At 56.2% G+C, this 17,377-nt stretch carries 17 protein-coding genes and 1 tRNA gene; 11 read left to right on the top strand and 7 right to left on the bottom strand.

The window, feature by feature from the left end; genetic code table 11:
• Positions 1–271 precede the first annotated feature (271 nt).
• Positions 272–1,438 (top strand): M20 aminoacylase family protein, encoded by a 1,167-nt coding sequence (locus tag RAL88_RS13040; protein WP_306264009.1) that lies wholly within the window; start codon positions 272–274, stop codon positions 1,436–1,438.
• Positions 1,439–1,544: 106 nt separating this feature from the next.
• On the top strand, positions 1,545–2,300 hold the full coding sequence (locus RAL88_RS13035; RefSeq protein ID WP_306264007.1) for a sulfite exporter TauE/SafE family protein: 756 nt from the start codon (positions 1,545–1,547) through the stop codon (positions 2,298–2,300).
• Positions 2,301–2,509: 209 nt separating this feature from the next.
• Here the strand turns inward: RAL88_RS13035 and RAL88_RS13030 are convergent, their stop codons facing one another.
• Complete coding sequence (locus RAL88_RS13030) at positions 2,510–2,740, bottom strand: hypothetical protein (RefSeq protein ID WP_306264005.1); 231 nt, start codon at positions 2,738–2,740, stop codon at positions 2,510–2,512.
• Between the two features lie 220 nt (positions 2,741–2,960).
• Between RAL88_RS13030 and RAL88_RS13025 the strand changes: the two genes are divergently transcribed.
• The 3 genes from RAL88_RS13025 to RAL88_RS13015 are packed head-to-tail and all read left to right on the top strand — an operon-like array spanning position 2,961 to position 6,719.
• Positions 2,961–3,995 (top strand): HlyD family secretion protein, encoded by a 1,035-nt coding sequence (locus RAL88_RS13025; protein WP_306264003.1) that lies wholly within the window; start codon positions 2,961–2,963, stop codon positions 3,993–3,995.
• 13 nt (positions 3,996–4,008) lie between these two features.
• The gene (locus RAL88_RS13020) at positions 4,009–5,049 is read left to right on the top strand and encodes an FUSC family protein (protein WP_306264001.1); all 1,041 of its coding nucleotides are present in this window, start codon (positions 4,009–4,011) and stop codon (positions 5,047–5,049) included.
• Positions 5,050–5,066: 17 nt separating this feature from the next.
• Positions 5,067–6,719, top strand: a complete 1,653-nt coding sequence (locus RAL88_RS13015) for an alpha/beta-hydrolase family protein (protein ID WP_306263999.1) — start codon at positions 5,067–5,069, stop codon at positions 6,717–6,719.
• A gap of 170 nt (positions 6,720–6,889) precedes the next feature.
• Here the strand turns inward: RAL88_RS13015 and RAL88_RS13010 are convergent, their stop codons facing one another.
• The 4 genes from RAL88_RS13010 to RAL88_RS12995 all read right to left on the bottom strand — a co-directional run bounded on the left by RAL88_RS13010 (position 6,890) and on the right by RAL88_RS12995 (position 10,407).
• A complete protein-coding gene (locus RAL88_RS13010; RefSeq protein WP_306263998.1) occupies positions 6,890–7,921 on the bottom strand; it encodes a tripartite tricarboxylate transporter substrate binding protein in 1,032 nt (343 codons plus the stop codon).
• Between the two features lie 315 nt (positions 7,922–8,236).
• Positions 8,237–8,374, bottom strand: coding sequence for a hypothetical protein (locus tag RAL88_RS13005; protein ID WP_306263996.1), 138 nt, complete (start codon positions 8,372–8,374; stop codon positions 8,237–8,239).
• 194 nt (positions 8,375–8,568) lie between these two features.
• Positions 8,569–9,600, bottom strand: a complete 1,032-nt coding sequence (queG, locus tag RAL88_RS13000; protein WP_306263994.1) for a tRNA epoxyqueuosine(34) reductase QueG — start codon at positions 9,598–9,600, stop codon at positions 8,569–8,571.
• 117 nt (positions 9,601–9,717) lie between these two features.
• Positions 9,718–10,407: a glutathione S-transferase family protein gene (locus RAL88_RS12995; RefSeq protein WP_306263991.1), complete on the bottom strand. Its 690-nt coding sequence runs from the start codon at positions 10,405–10,407 to the stop codon at positions 9,718–9,720.
• Between the two features lie 274 nt (positions 10,408–10,681).
• Between RAL88_RS12995 and RAL88_RS12990 the strand changes: the two genes are divergently transcribed.
• On the top strand, positions 10,682–11,485 hold the full coding sequence (locus RAL88_RS12990) for an undecaprenyl-diphosphate phosphatase (protein WP_306263989.1): 804 nt from the start codon (positions 10,682–10,684) through the stop codon (positions 11,483–11,485).
• 99 nt (positions 11,486–11,584) lie between these two features.
• Here RAL88_RS12990 and RAL88_RS12985 read toward each other — a convergent pair whose 3' ends face one another.
• Complete coding sequence (locus tag RAL88_RS12985) at positions 11,585–12,559, bottom strand: complex I NDUFA9 subunit family protein (protein WP_306263987.1); 975 nt, start codon at positions 12,557–12,559, stop codon at positions 11,585–11,587.
• 147 nt (positions 12,560–12,706) lie between these two features.
• On the opposite strand from RAL88_RS12985, the gene RAL88_RS12980 reads away from it, so the two are divergent.
• Positions 12,707–12,793, top strand: a tRNA-Leu gene (locus RAL88_RS12980).
• A 191-nt stretch (positions 12,794–12,984) separates the two neighbouring features.
• On the top strand, positions 12,985–14,169 hold the full coding sequence (locus RAL88_RS12975) for a tyrosine-type recombinase/integrase (protein WP_306263985.1): 1,185 nt from the start codon (positions 12,985–12,987) through the stop codon (positions 14,167–14,169).
• Positions 14,170–14,209: 40 nt separating this feature from the next.
• On the opposite strand, the gene RAL88_RS12970 is transcribed toward RAL88_RS12975, so the two are convergent.
• Positions 14,210–14,962, bottom strand: a complete 753-nt coding sequence (locus RAL88_RS12970) for a hypothetical protein (RefSeq protein WP_306263983.1) — start codon at positions 14,960–14,962, stop codon at positions 14,210–14,212.
• A gap of 94 nt (positions 14,963–15,056) precedes the next feature.
• Here RAL88_RS12970 and RAL88_RS12965 point away from each other — a divergent pair, with 94 nt between their 5' ends.
• From RAL88_RS12965 to RAL88_RS12955, 3 genes are all read left to right on the top strand, one after another.
• Positions 15,057–16,154: a cyclic GMP-AMP synthase DncV-like nucleotidyltransferase gene (locus RAL88_RS12965; protein WP_306263981.1), complete on the top strand. Its 1,098-nt coding sequence runs from the start codon at positions 15,057–15,059 to the stop codon at positions 16,152–16,154.
• On the top strand, positions 16,142–16,795 hold the full coding sequence (locus tag RAL88_RS12960; protein ID WP_306263979.1) for an SEC-C domain-containing protein: 654 nt from the start codon (positions 16,142–16,144) through the stop codon (positions 16,793–16,795). The genes RAL88_RS12965 and RAL88_RS12960 overlap by 13 nt, the downstream gene beginning before the upstream one ends.
• 246 nt (positions 16,796–17,041) lie before the next feature.
• On the top strand, positions 17,042–17,230 hold the full coding sequence (locus RAL88_RS12955; protein WP_306263977.1) for an AlpA family transcriptional regulator: 189 nt from the start codon (positions 17,042–17,044) through the stop codon (positions 17,228–17,230).
• Positions 17,231–17,377: the final 147 nt, after the last annotated feature.

Here is a 17,377-nt window from a genome sequence, read left to right as displayed (position 1 = left end):
GATTGCCGTTGTTTCTATGCAAGAAAGCAACACACCAACCTTGAATTGCGGCGAAAAAGCAGGGTGCGGCTTCGCTGCGGCAAAGGAACGCAAGCGTTGAGCACGATTCCGCAAAGACCGCCGTGCCACCGCCGAAGGTGTGCGATGAAAATGCGCCGCAAAATCGGACCCGGCCTGACGACGCATTTCTGCCCCCGGCCGACGACATCCCGCATTGGCAAGTCCGCTAAAAACAGTCATATAAAAGCGACGGCCCCGAAGGAGACTCACAATGCCCATTATCAACCGAATTGCAGATTTTCATGACGAGATCACAGGCTGGCGCCGGGATCTGCATCAACATCCCGAATTGCAGTATGACCTGCCGCGCACGGCGCGGACAGTGGCAGAGTTGTTGACCGGGTTTGGCTGTGACGAAGTGGTGCAGGGTCTTGGAAAAACCGGTGTGGTTGCGGTCATCCACGGGCGTCACAACAAGTCTGGCAAGGTGATCGGCCTGCGCGCCGATATGGACGCCTTGCCGATCGTCGAGGCGTCCGGCAAACCCTATGCCTCGAAAACATCGGGACGAATGCATGCCTGCGGCCATGACGGCCATACGGCAATGCTGCTCGGGGCCGCCAGGTACCTTGCCGAGACGCGGAATTTTGACGGGACAGCGGTGCTGATATTCCAGCCGGCGGAAGAAGGCGGTGCCGGCGCCAAGGCAATGATCGATGATGGATTGCTCGACCGGTTCGGCATTCAGGAAGTCTTCGGCATGCATAATTTTCCTGGCCTGCCGCTGGGTGATTTTGCCATTCGCCACGGTGCATTAATGGCGGCAACCGACGAGTTTTCGATTGTCTGCGAAGGCTATGGTGCGCACGCCGCGCGGCCGAATCTGTCGGTTGATCCGGTGCTGATGGGGGCGGCGATCGTGCAGAATCTTCAATCCATCGCTGCCCGCAATGTCGATCCTTTGGAAAGCGTGGTCGTTTCGGTCACGGTATTTCAGGCCGGCAAGGCGTTCAACGTCATTCCACAAACCGCAGAGTTGCGCGGCACAATTCGCTCGCTGACCGCCGAAGTGCGCACGCTGGCTGAAAAGCGGCTGAGGATCATTGTCGAAAATACTGCCGCAGCCTTTGGTGGAACGGCAAAGATAAAATTCCACCGGGGTTATCCGGTCACCGCCAACAATCCGGAAAAAGCTGATTTTGCCGCCGGCATCGCGGCGCAGATTGTCGGGCAAAGCCGGGTCAACACCAATGTGGCGCCAATTATGGGCGGCGAAGATTTCTCATATATGCTGGAACAGCGTCCGGGCGCCTTCATCTTTGTCGGTATTGGCCCTGGAGCCGGGCTGCATCATCCGGAATATGATTTCAACGACGAAGTCATTCCGGTCGGCGTATCCTACTGGGCGCGGTTGGTTGAAACTGCAATGGCAGCTTAGGCGGGCTGATGTATACTGCAGGACACCTGAGAAGCCGGCTCAGCCACGCCGGTAGAAACGCAGACCTGATTGAGCGCTCCTTTGCAATCGAAATGAACTGCCAGTGATGTCAGGCATTCTCCCGGGCACGATAGAGCCGTGGTTTGCTGCCATCATCGTTGCAACAAGCTTTCTGACTTCGTCGATTTCGGCAGCGCTCGGACTGGGTGGCGGCGTGTTGCTGATAGCCATCATGGGTTTTGGTCTGCCGCTGACGGCTCTGATTCCGGTCCATGGTGTGGTTCAGCTTGGCTCCAATGCCGGCCGGGCTCTGCTGCAATGGCGTCATGCCACGCGCTGGATTTTGCTGTGGTTCGGAGCCGGTAGCATGATCGGAACGCTTGTGGCCGGCCGGCTGACTCTGGATCTGCCGGAAACAGTCTGGCGACTGGGTCTGGGTGTTTTCATTCTGATGATCAGCTGGCTGCCAAAACCGAATTTCGGCAGGACTGCCAGACCGATTGTGCTGCTCAACGGCATTCTGGGCGCTATATTCACCATGTTTTTCGGTGCCACCGGTCCTCTGGTGATGGCCATTAATGCCCCGCATGCCGGGTCGCGTCACGGCATCGTCGCCACACATGCAGTTGCCATGACACTGCAGCACAGCCTGAAAATCATGATGTTCGGGTTTCTTGGTTTTGCCTTCGCCCCATGGCTGCCGCTGATCGTGATGATGGTCCTGTCAGGCCATCTCGGCACAATTCTCGGCACCAGATTGCTCAACCGTCTGCCTGAAGAACGGTTTCGCGCAGCCCTGAAGGGCCTTCTCACCGTGCTGGCGCTTGGCCTGATCATTCAGGGGCTGGCTGCGACGGGTTAGCGCACGTTCTTTGATTTCCGAGCCATTTGGTGATCCGATATTCATAAAAATGGTCTACCCGGGACCAACGCCCGCGCCCTGCCGATCTCCTGAGCGTCCGCAATATCAGGCGCCTACTTGTTGAAAGGCGACTGCCTTTTGTTGCGATCTTGATTTGGGGGTCGCGGAATCGGCTGCCTCAAAGATCACGAAGACAGGTGGCTGCGCGGTTACACCCGGTAGAGGCAGGAGAACTTCATGGGCGGCCTGACGAATTTTCTCGACCACAACTGGTGACTGCCTGCCGGTGTTATGTCATTTTCGTCCTGTTCGGCGTCCTCCTGCCCGTCGTGCTTAACGCCGGTATCCTTTCGTCGGTCCGGCGTGTTGGCTTTCGCGCGGCCGCGTTTGCAGTCATCGGTGTTGGATTGGCTTTTCGACAGTGAAAAGCTGGTCAGCATGGGCCGCGCGGGTTGCCAGCGGCAGCCAATGGAACTGATATCGCGCCCTGTCCAAGCGGCCCTTGGGGATCGGGGCCGGCGGGCCACCTGCTGCAAGAAAGCGATATTTTATGAATGAAGTCGATGCCAATTTTACAAAGGATCCAATATGAACGCCACCTCTACCACACCCCCCGCCAGAAACCCTGCCAGAAACCCTGCCGCCAGGATCGCAGTTGTCGTGGTCCTGCTGCTCCTTGTGATGGTCGTCCTCTATGCGCTGACTGACCGTTTGGCCCCGTCTTCGTCACGGGGCATCGTCTCGGCTCATGTCGTCCAGATCGCCGCGCGTGTTTCAGGCGAGATAAAGCAGGTGCACGTGGTGGATGATGCTGTGGTGCAGGCTGGCGAGGAATTGTTCTCACTGGATCCCCGCCCTTTTGAATTGGCAGTGCAGCAGGCGGAGGCCAACCTGAAGTCCACGGTGCAAAGCATCGATGCATCCAGCGCCTCGCTCGTTGCGGCCCAGGCAGAGCTCACACAGGCCCGCATCGCGCTTGACACGACCCGCGCGCAGGCAGAGCGAACCTTTCGACTGGAAGAACGGGGCATTGCGGCCAGGGCACAAGGCGATGCCGCACGAGGGCAGATTGCAGATGCTGAAGCGCGCGTGGCATCAGTAGAGGCCAATCTTGAAAGTGCACGCACGCAGCTTGGGCCCCAAGGCAATGACAACCCGTCGATTGCCGCCGCGCAAGCACAGTTGGAACGCGCACAATATGATTTGGCCTCGACCACCGTGGTCGCACCTCATTTCGGCGTCGTCACCAACATGCTGCTTTCTGAAGGGCAGTTCATTAGTGCCGGAAGTCCCACGCTGACCTTCATCGATGCGGCCGCCGCGTGGGTGACGGTTGATCTGCGCGAGAATCAGCTTCAAACCATTGAGCCCGGCGATCCCGTGAATTTGCTGTTTGACGCGTTGCCGGGGCGGATTTTCGAAGGTCGCGTGCAAAGCATCGCATGGGGCATCAATCCCGGTCGCAACGTTCAGGGAGGTCTGGTGGTCAATCAGCCCAACAACCGGTGGTTTGAACCTGCGCGGCGTATTCCTGTGCGAATCGAGTTAAACGGCGGAATGGAGGCCTGGCCCAGCCAGGTGCGCGTCGGCGGCAAGGTTCACGCCGTGGTGTTCGCGGCTGGCAAGGGTAATCCTATCGCCTGGCTGGCTGGTGGTTTGCAGTGGATCAGGTCATTCACCAGCTACCTGCATTAAGAGGGCTGGCCCGATGTATGTGACCCCACGACCCAACGTTTCGGAAGATCCGCTCTATGCAGTGCGCATGGGCATGACGGGAATGCTCGCATATGCTTTTGTCGCGCTGCTGAACCCCGCGCTGCCACCGATTATCGCAGCCCTGCCCCTGGGTCTGATCGCGGCGCAGCGCAAAGCGTTCAACCCGGCCAAGATGCTCGCCGCTCCGATTGTGATGATTGCTATCGTCTATGCCATGACATGGTTCGTGGAACAGTTGCGCCCGATGCCTTTGGTCTATGTCGGCGCTATGTGGCTGACCTATTTTGTCGCGTTCCGCATGATCCTGAAAACCGGGGCGCCACTGGGCATGCTTATCATCATCGTGGCGCTTCTCATGTCGATTATGGGGATGCACGGTACCGCCACGCTAGAGACGATGCGCGATGGCTTCGTCCAGGCCTCACTGGTGGCGCTGATCATCGGACCATTGGTCTACATGGTGTTGCCCGCCCGGACTCCAGAGTTACACGTCGACGACCCACTACCAAGCCCCGGTAATATCGAGGTTGGTGCGGCAATCCGTGCCACAGTTCTGCTGGGCCTCAGTTTCTGGCTCTATTCAGTCATGCAACCATCGGACATGATGATGGCGATGATTGCGGCAATGGTAATTGTCTTCCCGACCCGCGAGCGGGTGTGGGGCGAAGCCTTACAGCGGATACGTGCGACACTTTATGGCGTCGCAATTGCAATGCTTGTGTTGTGGCTGTTCGCCTGGTCCTCGCACCTGTCAATTCTGCTTGGCCTGATCTTCCTGTCAGGCCTGTTTCTGGGAAGCCGGATGTTGAGTGGCCCGCATCCCAGCATGGTCTACCAATACGCGTTTTCAGTTACGCTCGCACTGGTGGCTGGCGCGCTGTCCACCCAGGACCCCGCCTATGCAAGTTTCACACGGATCGTGCTGACACTCGTGGGGGCTTTCTCGGCAGCCTTTGCGGTCGCGCTTTTGGACATGCTGACAGATTGGCGCGGCAACGACACGCTGCCCGCACAAGCCAACTCCGGCGGGTGACAAGACAAGAGGAGATGATGCGCTTTTTCAACAGGACCGGCCTGACTGTTTTGCCGCTGCTCTTGGGGCTGTTGTTCTTTGCGGCGTCCCTGACGCCTTCATTGATTCCGCGCGACTGGCTCGTGCAGGGCGTACTTGGCGGGCTGGTCATGGCTCTGGGTTACCTGATCGGGCGCGTTATGGCGGGGCTTTGGTGGCTGATGAACCTGCCCAGATTCAAAGGCCGCTCGGCCCGTATCTTCTACTTTACCGTCGCCACGCCGGTTCTGATCGTGCTGATGCTGAGCCTTATCCAGGCACCAGGTTGGCAAAACGGCATCCGCTCCCGCATGGGCATGGATTTGGCGGACAGCGGTCATACCATACAGATGATGCTCGTGGCCTTGGCTGTTTTTACCGTTTTAGTCGTCGCCGGTTTTATGCTGAATATGGCTTTCGATTACCTGCGCCAGCGCCTCGACCGCTTCATGCCCCGACGCACGGCTAATATCGCAGGCTTTCTACTGACGGTCTTTGTCGTCGTGATCGTTACGCGGGACGGCGTCCTGGACATGGTGATTGCAAAACTGGACAAGTCTGTGACGGTTGCCCAGAACCTGTTTGATACGGCTCCGCCGCCGCCAGCTGGAACTGATATCGCGGGCGGCAAGGGATCGTTGATTGACTGGGGCGCTATGGGCCAGCCTGGTCGGGATTACGTCACAACGGGTCCCGATGCCGCCGCCATATCTGAATTCACCGGACGGGAGGCGATGCAGCCGATACGTGTCTACGCTGGCCTTGCCCAGGCGGACACTCCAGAACAACGTGCCAGGATCGCGTTTGCGGAGCTGCAACGGCTCGGCGGATTTGAACGGAAAGTTCTCATCGTCGCCTTGCCAACGGGCACGGGCTGGCTGGACCCCGGCGCGGTGGATTCTGTCGAGTATATGCACGGTGGCGACATTGCGACGGTTGCGGTGCAGTATTCCTATTTGCAATCGCCGCTGGCACTGATCCTGGAGACACGTTCCGGCCTGGATCAAGCCCGGGCGCTTATTTCAACCATTCATGGGTATTGGAAGACGCTTCCCAAAGATTCGCGCCCACGGCTCTATATCCACGGCCTCAGCCTTGGCGCCTGGTCATCCATGTATGGGACAGGACTGTTTGCGTTGCTTGACGATCCGATTGACGGCGCATTTTGGGTTGGCCCGCCATTTCCATCTCAGATGTGGAATGGCATCAACGCCGAGCGCGACCCTGACAGTCCCTATGTGAGACCCACAATCGGCGATGGCAGATTGGTACGCTTCGCGTCTCATACCGATGACGCGGGCGGGCCGGATGGATGGGGCGAGATGCGACTGGTCTACCTTCAATACTCCAGCGACCCAATTGTGTTTTATGAACCTGCGTCCTTATTTCGTGCGCCTGCCTGGATGCTCGAAGCTGCCGCAAGTGACGTCTCGCCGGATCTCAGATTCATGCCGGTGGTCACTCAATTTCAACTTGCGGTGGACATGGCGCTGGCCAACAGCGCTCCAGCGGGCCATGGCCATGCCTATTATGGCGCAGATTATGTCGGGCCGTGGGCCGCGGTCACCAACCCGGAAAACTGGACGGCGGCGGACAGCGCCCGATTAAAAACTCATTGCGGTGACGGCTTTGGCAAGGGTTGCAGAAATTAATCCTCGGATTGGAGTACGTTTTATGAATGTCGAGCCATTTGACAGGAATACCGGAGGCAGGAAGTGCGCGCCCGCCGGGCCCCCCACACGCTATAATTCATTGGCATACAGTGGTTCAATGTTCGCGCTCAGGAGCTGCAAACGGTACGGGACTGAACCGCTGGCACTCCTTAAAAATATGCGTTTGCAAGCATCTGTCGCAATTGTTTCTTATCGGCCTCGGTGGCGGATGTGAGAATCGATCTCGTGATATTCTCGATATCTTCAGCAGCGGTATAGCGAACCGACCGGCCGCGGCTGGCAGCGGCAGCGACGAATTCCTCGCTGGTGAGAATCCGCTCAAGCGCCGCAGAAAGGAACTTAACATTGGCCCTCGGCGTGCCGGGGGCAACAATCAGCGCGCGCCCCAGTCCAGACAGATTGACCTGATAATCAAGCCACTTCTCAGCGGCCGGATCGTTGTTCAACTCGTAGATCGTCGGAACTTCGGGCGCGAGTTCAGAGCGTGTCCTCGATAACACGGCGGCCATGGTGAAACCTGTCGTATCGATGAATTGCCGGGCGGTTTCAAGCGAAATCACGACTGCATCAGCCTGACCGCGCAACAATCCCGCTATTGCCTCGCTGGTACCACTGAAACCGGTTATGATTCTGGATTTCAAACCAAAAGCCTCGGTCAGAAGCGCCGCCGAGAGAGCAAGACTATCCGACTTTCCAAGGGCCGCCCAGCGGATAAGAGGTGGCGTCTGCAGTGTTGACAGCCAATCTTCCAGGCGCGTTCCGTCAGCCAGTAGCAGTACTCTGGCATCGGAGGCAATTCCACCCAGCCAGACAAAATCATTGGAATGAAACATGGCTGCGTCTGACGCCAGCAGAAGGGCTGTGACAGATGCGGATACATTGGCGACTGTCAGCGTCAACCCGTCAGGCTTTGAATGAGATGTATCGTTCAGCACGGCCAGACCACCGCTGCCCGGTTTGTTCTCGACAACCACATTGGCGCCGGTTTCCTGTTCCAGCAGGGGCGCAATCAACCGCGCAAAGGTGTCATAGCCGCCGCCTTTACCATAACCGACTACCAGTCTGATCGTCTTTCCAGTATAAAACTCCGTCATGTTTCCGGCTGCTGCGCTTTCCAGAGACAGGCTGGCGAGAGCCAGCATTCCAGCAATGGTGGCAGACAGCATGGACAGAATTTTCATGGGCAGCTCCAGAGAAGATCATCTGGTGATCTGAATATTTTTCAGGAACTATGGAGTGGGCGGAGTGAAGATTTGATAAACGATTCCGCATAACCCGTAAGAGCCATGGTCACCGTCTCACCCGCACGATGTCGAAGACATAGCTCTTCGACAGATCAGCCGGGCTTTGCCAGCCAGACCGATTCTTATGTTTTCTAAAAGGGTTGCTCGTGCTGCCAGGCCGCTTTCAGGAACGACCCGAAATCCAAATTAACCGAACAGGCCCGAGAAAGACGGGCGCGGCTTTAACCGCGCCCCGGCGGTGCAGTATGGTCGCTATTTATGTTTTTGCGGCGCACCGCTTTTCACTGCATTTTTGACCGCATTACCGGCTACCACTGCGACGGGCTCCGGCTTTTTCTCCATTTTCGGCTTGCGGATTTCCTTGTTACTGCGTTTCTGGCTCTTGGCCATGATCTGTCTCCCGACATGTAAATCCAGGCATGAATTGTGCGGGATGGCTGACGGCAGAACGCGTGCTGCCTGTTGGGCACACGTCATCCGGTTTTCATGAAAACACTCCGGTCAGATACAGCAGTCATCCCACAGCAGCGCTGCACCGTCCGTGACCGGATTATGCGCCTGATTATTCTGTTTTCATAGCGGAATTATCGGGCGGTGAGCGCCCATTGCGCTGCGTCCCGCACCACCGCATCGGGGTCTTCCAAATGTACGCGCGCGGCTTCTTTTAACGCAGCATCCGCGGAATTTCCGATGGCGATCAGGACGTTTCTCAAAAACCGGTTGCGGCCGATACGCTTGACTGGTGAGCCGGCGAAATGTTTGCGAAAAGCAGCATCATCAAGGCTGGCGAGGAATTTCAGATCCGGGTGTTTCAGATCATCCCGCGCCTGCAATTTGGCCTCGCTGGCGGTTTCGGCGAATTTGTTCCAGGGGCAGACCGCAAGGCAGTCGTCACAACCGTAAATCCGGTTGCCGATGGGTTTGCGGAACTCTTCCGGGATCGGCCCCTTATGCTCGATCGTCAGATATGAGATGCAGCGTCTGGCATCGAGCTGATAGGGTGCCGGGAAAGCGCTGGTCGGGCAGATATCGAGGCAGGCCCGGCAGGAGCCGCAATGATCCGATTCCGGCGCGTCTGATGGCAGGTCGAGATCGGTAAAGATTGATCCCAGAAACAGCCAGGAGCCGAAGCTGCGGGACACCAGGTTGGTATGTTTGCCCTGCCAGCCAAGCCCGGCCTGTTCGGCCAGTGGCTTTTCCATCACCGGGGCAGTATCGACAAAGACTTTCACCTGCGCCCCGTTGCGCGCCGCAAAGCGGCCAGCAATGGTTTTCAGCCGGCCCTTGATGACATCGTGATAATCGCGGTTTTGAGCATAGACCGAAATGGTGCCTTCTGAGCGGCGCTGCAATTGCGGCAACGGATTCTGATCCGGGCCGTAATTCATCGCCAGCATGATGACGCTCCGGGCCTGCGGCCACAATGTCCCCGGGTCGGCGCGGCGCGCCGCAGTCTCCGCCATCCAGCCCATCGAGCCGTGCCTGCCCTCGTCCAGATATGCGTTGAGATGTCTGGCAATGTCCTGCGGCAGCCGGGCAGGACAAACCGCAACGGCATCAAATCCGGCTTGTCGCGCATCCTCGTGCAGGGCAGATAGGATAGTGGCAGGTGACATCAGGCGGCACGCCCGTAAATTTGACGATCAGGATGAAAATCCGGATCAATCCGTGAAAAGCTGCGACGATTTAACACCAGCGCCGGCACAATTTCAAAATTCCGCCGGCCGGGGCGCTTAAAAATCCAGATCAGTGTAATGTGCGGGGGGCGGAATGCCACGGATCTTGTCGGCCAGAATTTCGCGGAAGGCGGGACGGCTTTTGATGCGGGAATACCAGGTTTTGGCCGCTTCATGCTCGGCCCAGGGCATTTCATTGAGGTAATCAATGACGGAAATCGCGGCGGCGGCGGCAAAATCCGCATAGGACATCTGATCGCCGCCCAGCCAATTGCGTTCTGCGGCAAGATATTCCAGATAGGCCAGATGATTGCGCAGATTGACACGGGCCACACGCAGCACGCTGGATTCCGGCGCGCCGCCCCCCGCATCGCGCGGCTTCTCGCGCTTGGTGACTTTTTCATTGACGAAATACTGGGTTGCCTCGGCATCCATCTTGACCAGAAACCAGTGCATCAGGCGGCGCACTTCGGCGCGGGCCAGCGGATGGCTTGGCATCAGACGGCGGTCTTCCAGGGTAAAGCCCCGGGTCTCATCGAGATATTCGCAGACCGTTGCGGTGCCGCTGACCGGCACGTCATCTTCATCGATCAGGACCGGCAAGGTGCCTTCCGGGTTGAGCAGCAGAAAGTCCTCACGGCGCTCCCAGGTGCGTTCCAGAATATATTCGGCGCTGGCGCCATATTCGCCGATGGCAAGGCGTATCAAACGTGAACCGGCCGACATGGGGTGATGATAAAGCTTCAAGGATCGCTCTTTTGGCAGTTGGGGTGTGGTTAGGTGAAGAGTTAGTAAACAGGAAAGCTTTCCAAACTATTGATTTGGACGCTGCCTGTTGTGCGGCCAGCGCTCTGTGACGCGCCAATGCGGACAAATTTGGGCAGCATTGTCAGCTTGTGTAAGAACTGAGTCCTGCTGCAGAGGATGATTCAGACCCGTTTGCTATAGTGCTGACACAAAGAAGCTATTAAAAGCCGGGAGATCGATTCGCCCTGCCCTGCCACTTCAAGAAAAGCCAGACATGGATCAACAGACACTGTTCGAAGCCGCTTTTCTTGGCTTGCTGGAAGGCTTGACCGAATTTCTGCCGGTTTCCTCGACCGGCCATATATTGCTGGCGGGCCATTTCCTTGGCTTTGAAAGCGAAGGCAAGGTGTTTGAGGTGCTGATTCAGTTCGGTGCCATTCTGGCAATTCTTCTGGTCTATTTCCGCCGGCTCTGGACGATCGCGCTCACCCTGCCCTCATCGGCCACCAGCCGCCGCTTTGTCGCCGGCATTGTGCTGGCATTTTTGCCTGCTGCGGTGATCGGCGTTTTTGCCCATGGATTCATCAAGACCGTGCTGTTTGAAGCGCCGACGCTGATCTGTATCATGCTGGTGCTGGGCGGATTTGTACTGTTGTGGGTGGATCGCCGCAAAACCACCGTGCGCTATAGCGATGTGCAGGACTATCCGTTGATGCTGGCGCTGAAAATCGGCCTGTTTCAGACCATCGCCTTCATTCCCGGCGTGTCGCGGTCCGGCGCGACCATTGCCGGTGCCCTGCTGATGGGGACCGACAAGCGGTCGGCGGCGGAATTTTCATTCTTTCTGGCGATGCCGACCATGGGCGGCGCCTTCGCGTTTGATCTGTGGCTCAACCGCAATGCGCTTAGTGGCGATGATCTGTCGTTGATTGCTGTCGGATTTGCTGTCGCCTTTGTGGCGGCCATTATTGTGGTCCGCAGTCTGCTGGACTTTGTTTCACGCCACGGCTTTGCACCCTTTGCCTATTGGCGCATTCTTGTCGGCACACTGGGCCTGATCGGGATTTACCTACTGTAAGCCGGGTCACCCGACGGCAATGCCGAAATGAGGCGGCTCAACCGGCCGCAAAGCCAAATTGAGGCCGGTCAGCCGGCCGCAAAGCCAAATTGAGGCCGGTCAGCCGGCCTCGGGTTCAAACTGACCGCGTTCGCGGTACTGGATCAGATAGGTTGGCAGGATCGCTTCCATTGAGCGCGGGCTGATGCCAAGTCCGGTCAGGGTGCGCTTATCGGCCTTGGCCGCAGTTCCCACCACATTGTCGCGTTTCAGCATCAGCACCTGATCGTGGGTCAGAGGCGCATTGGGCAAGATGCCCAGCATTTTACCCTGTAGTTCCGCCAGCCACCACGGCAGCGACACCAGCGCACGCTTGCGCTGGGTGATTTTCAGCATCAGTTCCAGACATTCGCGGAAACTGGCGACATCCGGACCGCCCAGTTCATAGATTTTGCCCGGTGTCATGGCCCCATCAACGCCCAGGGCGATGGCTTCGGCGACATCGCCGACAAATACCGGCTGGAATTTTGTAACGCCGCCGCCGATCAATGGCAGAACCGGCGACAGGCGGGCCATCGCGGCAAAGCGGTTGAAGAAATCATCATCCGGACCAAAGATAATCGAGGGCCGCACAATCACGGCCTCGGGAAATTCGCGCAGCACCGCCGCTTCGCCTTCCGCCTTCGAGCGGGCATAGGCGGCTGGGGACCCGGCATCGGCACCAATGGCAGACATGTGAACCAGGCGCTCGACACCGGCCTGTTTGGCAGCACGTGCGACCTCCGCCGCGCCGCGGGCCTGAACTGCATCGAATTTCTGTGCACCGCTTTCCAGTAGAAGGCCGACCAGATTGACCACATAATCCGCATCAGCGACCGCCGCCACGATGGAATCGGGATAGCGCAGATTGGCCTGAACCGGCTGAATCTGACCGACAGCGCCGAGCGGACGCAGGAAACCGGCCAGATCGGGCCGGCGCACCGCAACCCGCACCCGGTAACCGCGCCTTGCCAGGGCCTGCACCACGTGGCGGCCGACAAAGCCTGAGCCGCCAAAGACCGTTACGCGTTTTTCCATACCGCTGTGCTTGTGCATGCTGCCACCCTGTCTGTGCTGTTGGACGTTCTATAGCAGAACTCGGGCGCGGTCCAAGAGCGTGCATGCGGAAATTTTAAGGATTTTGCAGAATGGCCCAAAACGACCATTGACACAGAACAATGTGGCCCGTATTGCAACGCCCATGCCCAGATGGCGGAATTGGTAGACGCGCCAGCTTCAGGTGCTGGTACTCGCAAGGGTGTGGAGGTTCGAGTCCTCTTCTGGGCACCAAACACAGCTTCTCATAGCTGCTCATTTCTTCTCAAAGCCATTGAAAAATATACAGTTTTCTGTTATGTTCCTGAACATAGCATATCACTGTTATCCGCTGGTACCCGTCAAATTACGGGTATCGAAGCGGGTATCAGGTTCGAAATCGACAAAATGACACTTCGATACCCGGTCCGATACCCGAGGCGCAAATGTTGTTACGAGAGCTTGAAGTTCGAAAAGCTAAGTCCAAAAACAAGCCCTATAAGCTGCCTGATGGCGGTGGCTTGCATCTTTTGGTCAAACCAAATGGTGCGAAACTGTGGCAGCAACGCTTTGTCTTTATGGGCAAAGAAAAGCTGCTGTCCCATGGTCAGTACCCCGCAGTCGGTATTGCCGCAGCCAGACGGAAGCGCGACGCGGCCAGACAATTGCTGGCCGAAGGGACTGATCCCAGTGTTCAGAAAATGTTGGATAGAATCACTGCCAGCAACACGGCCAATACCACCTTCAAGTTGATCGCCGAGGAATATCTGGAAAACTTGGCAGAACGTGAGTTGGCACCCGCCACGATGAGAAAAAAACGCTGGCACATCTATGATTTGGCGGAGTCACTTCACAATCGTTCAATCAATGAAATTACCTCTGCTGAAGTACTGTTCCTGCTCAAAGGCATTGAGAAAAGCGGCCGTCGAGAAACTGCCAAGAAACTACGCGGCACGTTGTCTGCAATCTTCCGGCTGGCCGTCGTGACCCTGCGCGCCGAGAACGACCCGACTTTTCCGCTGCGTGGCGCATTGCTGCCACCCAAAGTCACCGGTCGGGCCGCCATCACTGATGAAAAACGTTTTGGTGACCTGCTGCGCAGTTTTGAGGAGTTTACCGGGTGGCCAGTGATTATTGCCGCCATGAAGTTTCAAATCCTGACCATGACCCGGCCCGGCGAAACCCGTGGGGCTATGAAAGACGAATTTGATCTGGATAAGCAAACCTGGAACATTCCACCCGAGCGCATGAAGATGCGCCGCGAACACAAAGTACCACTGTCCCGACAAGCCATGGAAATTGTACAGGCTCATTGGCCCCAGATTGAACCAGTCGAACTGTTATTTCCCTCATTGGTATCAAATCGCAAATGGTTGTCCGAGAACGCCTTCAATTCCTCTCTGCGACGTATGGGGTACACCAAAGAGGAAGTAACGGCTCATGGCTTCCGAGTGACCGCCAGTACTATCCTCAATACCAGAGGATACAATCCCGACGTGATTGAAGCGGCCTTGGCGCATCAGGACAAGAACGCTATTCGCCGGACATACAACCGCTCAACGTATTGGGATCAGCGGATGCTACTCATGCAAGATTGGGCGGATTTGGTGGATGGGTTTCGGGTTCAGTGAACCTTTTTTCGATTTTGAAAACACATAGGTTTGTTTAGACTCATTCCACCATACGTGTTTTTTCTTCATTGGCATATTGACGAAGGCACTTACCTTCCTCCTTGCGGGATCTGATCCGCCGGAGTTGAAGACGCCCAGCAGTGTTGAGGCCCATCTTCCAATTCCGCCGAGTCCAATAGACCCCTTCCGCCTTATCAATATTTTCCATGTCAATAACCAAGTCAGCCGCGCCCAAGTGAGTCTCATCATCGGTAACAACGGGATTTGGCGTTTCTTGCTTATAGATGTAGGTCAGATGAAGGTGGTCATGGTCGTTTTTCCAAGGGCGGACCGTGATGGAGTGCGATTGACCGTTGGTGGAACTCAGGCCCCCTGTGATTTTAACGTAGAACAGCGACGCTTTAATCTCTATCGCCATCGCGTCTACTTGTTCCGGTGTGTCATGCAATTCGTCTCGGGTGATCTTGTTGTCTGTCTGAGCGGCGTCCAGCATATTTTTGATCGTTGGCCAGTTTGAGCGGGTAGAGCCTACCCATATTCCGTTTAGGTCAGGAAATAGCTTTGTGTTCAGAAAAGGGACCACGCGCCAACATACGCGCCACGGTGACCACCAACCAGTGCCTCCAAAGAGAAATGCAAATACCAATGCTGCTGCTGACGCACTGACCGTCGCGACGCGCCAGTCATTCATCGAGAAGTTGAACTGATCTACCACCCATAGAGCAGCTGCATTAAAGAGCGCAAATATGGCTAGACCTGCCAGCCAATACTGCTTTGGCAATAACTTATACACGATTTGTTCTCCTGCCTGATTCTTGCAAAAAGACCTTGAAATCATTCGGTCCAACAACCACTTGTAGTGGCGTTAACGATAAGGGGCCCTATATATGTACGATTTTTCAAAAGAGATTTCCAGGTTTCACTCCGATTGTGTGAGGCTTACAAACAGCCAACGTGCTGACATGCGACAAAAGCGTGAGACCAACCTCACCCGGATTAAGAGTGGTCTTGCCGATCTGGACAAACCAGAGGTTCTTGAGGTCATCAACCAAGGCGGGTATGCCCAAAGAACCATGACACAGCCGCCAGAGGCGGACCAAGAGAGTCGGTATGACATTGACCTAGGCGTCGTGTTTGCGGAGGACGATGCTGCCGGTGCCAAGACAACACGAAACTGGGTTAGAGACGCAATTGCTTGCAAAGCAACTAATATGAAGAATGACCCAGAAACGAAGATGAAGTGCGTACGGGTGATCTACGCCGATGGATACCAGTGCGATTTTCCGGTCTTTCGACGCCGAGAGACCGACAATGGTTGGCAGTATGAGCTTTCAGCTGGCGAGGCTTGGGTTGCATCTGACCCGAGGGCCATGAACACTTGGATCGACGCGCAGGTCTCCCAGAAAAGCCCCGAGACTTCCGGCAGCTTCCAGCTTCGCCGGATCATTAGAATGGGTAAATTCTACAGTAAATCACATGCTTCCCGTCTCAATAGAAAATTCCCCAACGGCCTTGTGGCAACCGCTATCTTCATTGATGCCTACGTCCCAATTGAGGGGCGTGATGACGACGCATTTCGGCAGACGCTCCGAGCAATTGCCAATCGATCCAAGCATGACGCAGTTTATGCCAATGGAATCCAAGTGTCAGACGAAAAGGACATAGATCGCGCTGGTAGGCTAATCACCGAGGCGGCAGCATCGGTAAACGAGCTCGACCAGCTAGATGCGCATGAGGCGACCGAAACCGATGCCCGAAAAGCTTGGAAAAAGGTCTTCCTCCACAGCGCTTTTAACAATGGGGTCAAAGAAGCCTTTGCCTCATTGGAGAAGTCTTCTGCCGTTGGAGGTGGCGCTGCTCTGGCTACACCGTTTATCGCGTCAGAGGCAGTCGCCGCATTATCTGATGCTGAGAGAGTGGAACGCATGGAGGCTTCGGTCACCGCGCGAAAAGAGAGTGGCGGCGGCAAACCTTGGTCGAGCTGACAATACCATCAGAATTACTCGCTCAAATTCAGCAAACAGTCATAGCTTGCCAACCCGAGTTAAGCGTGACTACCGCAGATGAGTTGGTCATTTTGGACGGAAAGTTCGTTGTGACCGGTCCAAAAGGACCATTTGATGCATACATGGTCAACATCAAGGTTTCGAGTGCCTTTCCGTGGCAAGAACCCATTGTTGTTGAGACGGGTGACCGAATCCCAAAAACTATCGACCGCCACATTTTCCCGAACACAGGGAGATGTTGTCTTGGTATCTGGGAGGAGTGGCTGCTAACCGCGCCGGACCATACCTTTCTGACTTACTTATCAGGTTGGTTACACGACTACTTTGTTAGCCAAACATCATTTGAGGCGAAAGGCGAGTGGCCTTACGGCGAAAGATCGCATGGCGACGAGGGAGTAAATGAGAGCTATGCTGAACTTTTGGAGGTCCCGAATGACGCAACGGTGATTTCCGACTACCTCAGGCTTTTGGCCAGGTCGATCGCCAAAGGACACACACCTTGCCCCTGCGGTAGCGGAAAAATACTACGCAAGTGCCACAGGGACAGCGTTGCACAATTGCGTGCGCGCATTGTACCGGCGATGGCTACTCGAATGCTGGACCGCGTCTCACAAAAATAACAAAGGGACGGACAAACCAGCATAAAGCTAAAATGGGACGCCAGCAGTTATAGGTATGTTTTGCGCCGCAGTCCAGATTAGCGCCGCGTTCTCCCATTCGCATTGGGTTCAAAACTGGTCATAGCCCTTTGCTTCCATGATTTCTTACACGGATATTTTCTGAAACTTAAAATAACTGCTACTCTACCACCACCCTAGGGCAACCCCCGGGGCATCGCGATGCTCCTCACCATGAGGAGTATCGTGATGAAACTGTTGAGCAAACGTCAGGTGAAGGAGATGGTTCTGTATTCTCCGCAACACATTGCCCGTCTGGAAGCCGCCGGCCAATTTCCCAAGCGGGTACAGCTGGGCGTCAACCGGGTTGGTTGGGTTGAGGAGGAAGTGCTGGACTGGCTTCAAAGCCGTATTGACGCCCGTGGTCAACAAATCTGACTCTCCTTAGCTGAGAGCAGGAGGGCCGGTGGCAACACCGGTCCTCTTTCGTTTCGCAGGGTTTCCAGGGGGATAGCCCGGGGGATACGGTATCCCCCTATCCGGTAGAAGTATCGACACTCCATACTTGAACCCAGTTGCACATAT

The sequence above is a fragment of the Pararhizobium sp. IMCC3301 genome, assembly GCF_030758315.1.
Lineage (GTDB): Bacteria > Pseudomonadota > Alphaproteobacteria > Rhizobiales.
Note: the sequence above shows the minus strand (reverse complement) of the source record. Positions and strands in the feature narration are given on the sequence as shown.

Excerpts from the sequence above, each read along its gene's own strand:
- RAL88_RS13040 (WP_306264009.1), top strand. The coding sequence starts at position 272 with ATGCCCATTATCAACCGAATTGCAGATTTTCATGACGAGATCACAGGC.
- RAL88_RS13035 (WP_306264007.1), top strand. The coding sequence starts at position 1,545 with ATGTCAGGCATTCTCCCGGGCACGATAGAGCCGTGGTTTGCTGCCATC.
- RAL88_RS13030 (WP_306264005.1), bottom strand. The coding sequence starts at position 2,740 with ATGCTGACCAGCTTTTCACTGTCGAAAAGCCAATCCAACACCGATGAC.
- RAL88_RS13020 (WP_306264001.1), top strand. The coding sequence starts at position 4,009 with ATGTATGTGACCCCACGACCCAACGTTTCGGAAGATCCGCTCTATGCA.
- RAL88_RS13015 (WP_306263999.1), top strand. The coding sequence starts at position 5,067 with ATGCGCTTTTTCAACAGGACCGGCCTGACTGTTTTGCCGCTGCTCTTG.
- RAL88_RS13010 (WP_306263998.1), bottom strand. The coding sequence starts at position 7,921 with ATGAAAATTCTGTCCATGCTGTCTGCCACCATTGCTGGAATGCTGGCT.
- RAL88_RS13005 (WP_306263996.1), bottom strand. The coding sequence starts at position 8,374 with ATGGCCAAGAGCCAGAAACGCAGTAACAAGGAAATCCGCAAGCCGAAA.
- queG (WP_306263994.1), bottom strand. The coding sequence starts at position 9,600 with ATGTCACCTGCCACTATCCTATCTGCCCTGCACGAGGATGCGCGACAA.
- RAL88_RS12990 (WP_306263989.1), top strand. The coding sequence starts at position 10,682 with ATGGATCAACAGACACTGTTCGAAGCCGCTTTTCTTGGCTTGCTGGAA.
- RAL88_RS12985 (WP_306263987.1), bottom strand. The coding sequence starts at position 12,559 with ATGCACAAGCACAGCGGTATGGAAAAACGCGTAACGGTCTTTGGCGGC.
- RAL88_RS12975 (WP_306263985.1), top strand. The coding sequence starts at position 12,985 with ATGTTGTTACGAGAGCTTGAAGTTCGAAAAGCTAAGTCCAAAAACAAG.
- RAL88_RS12965 (WP_306263981.1), top strand. The coding sequence starts at position 15,057 with ATGTACGATTTTTCAAAAGAGATTTCCAGGTTTCACTCCGATTGTGTG.
- RAL88_RS12955 (WP_306263977.1), top strand. The coding sequence starts at position 17,042 with ATGAAACTGTTGAGCAAACGTCAGGTGAAGGAGATGGTTCTGTATTCT.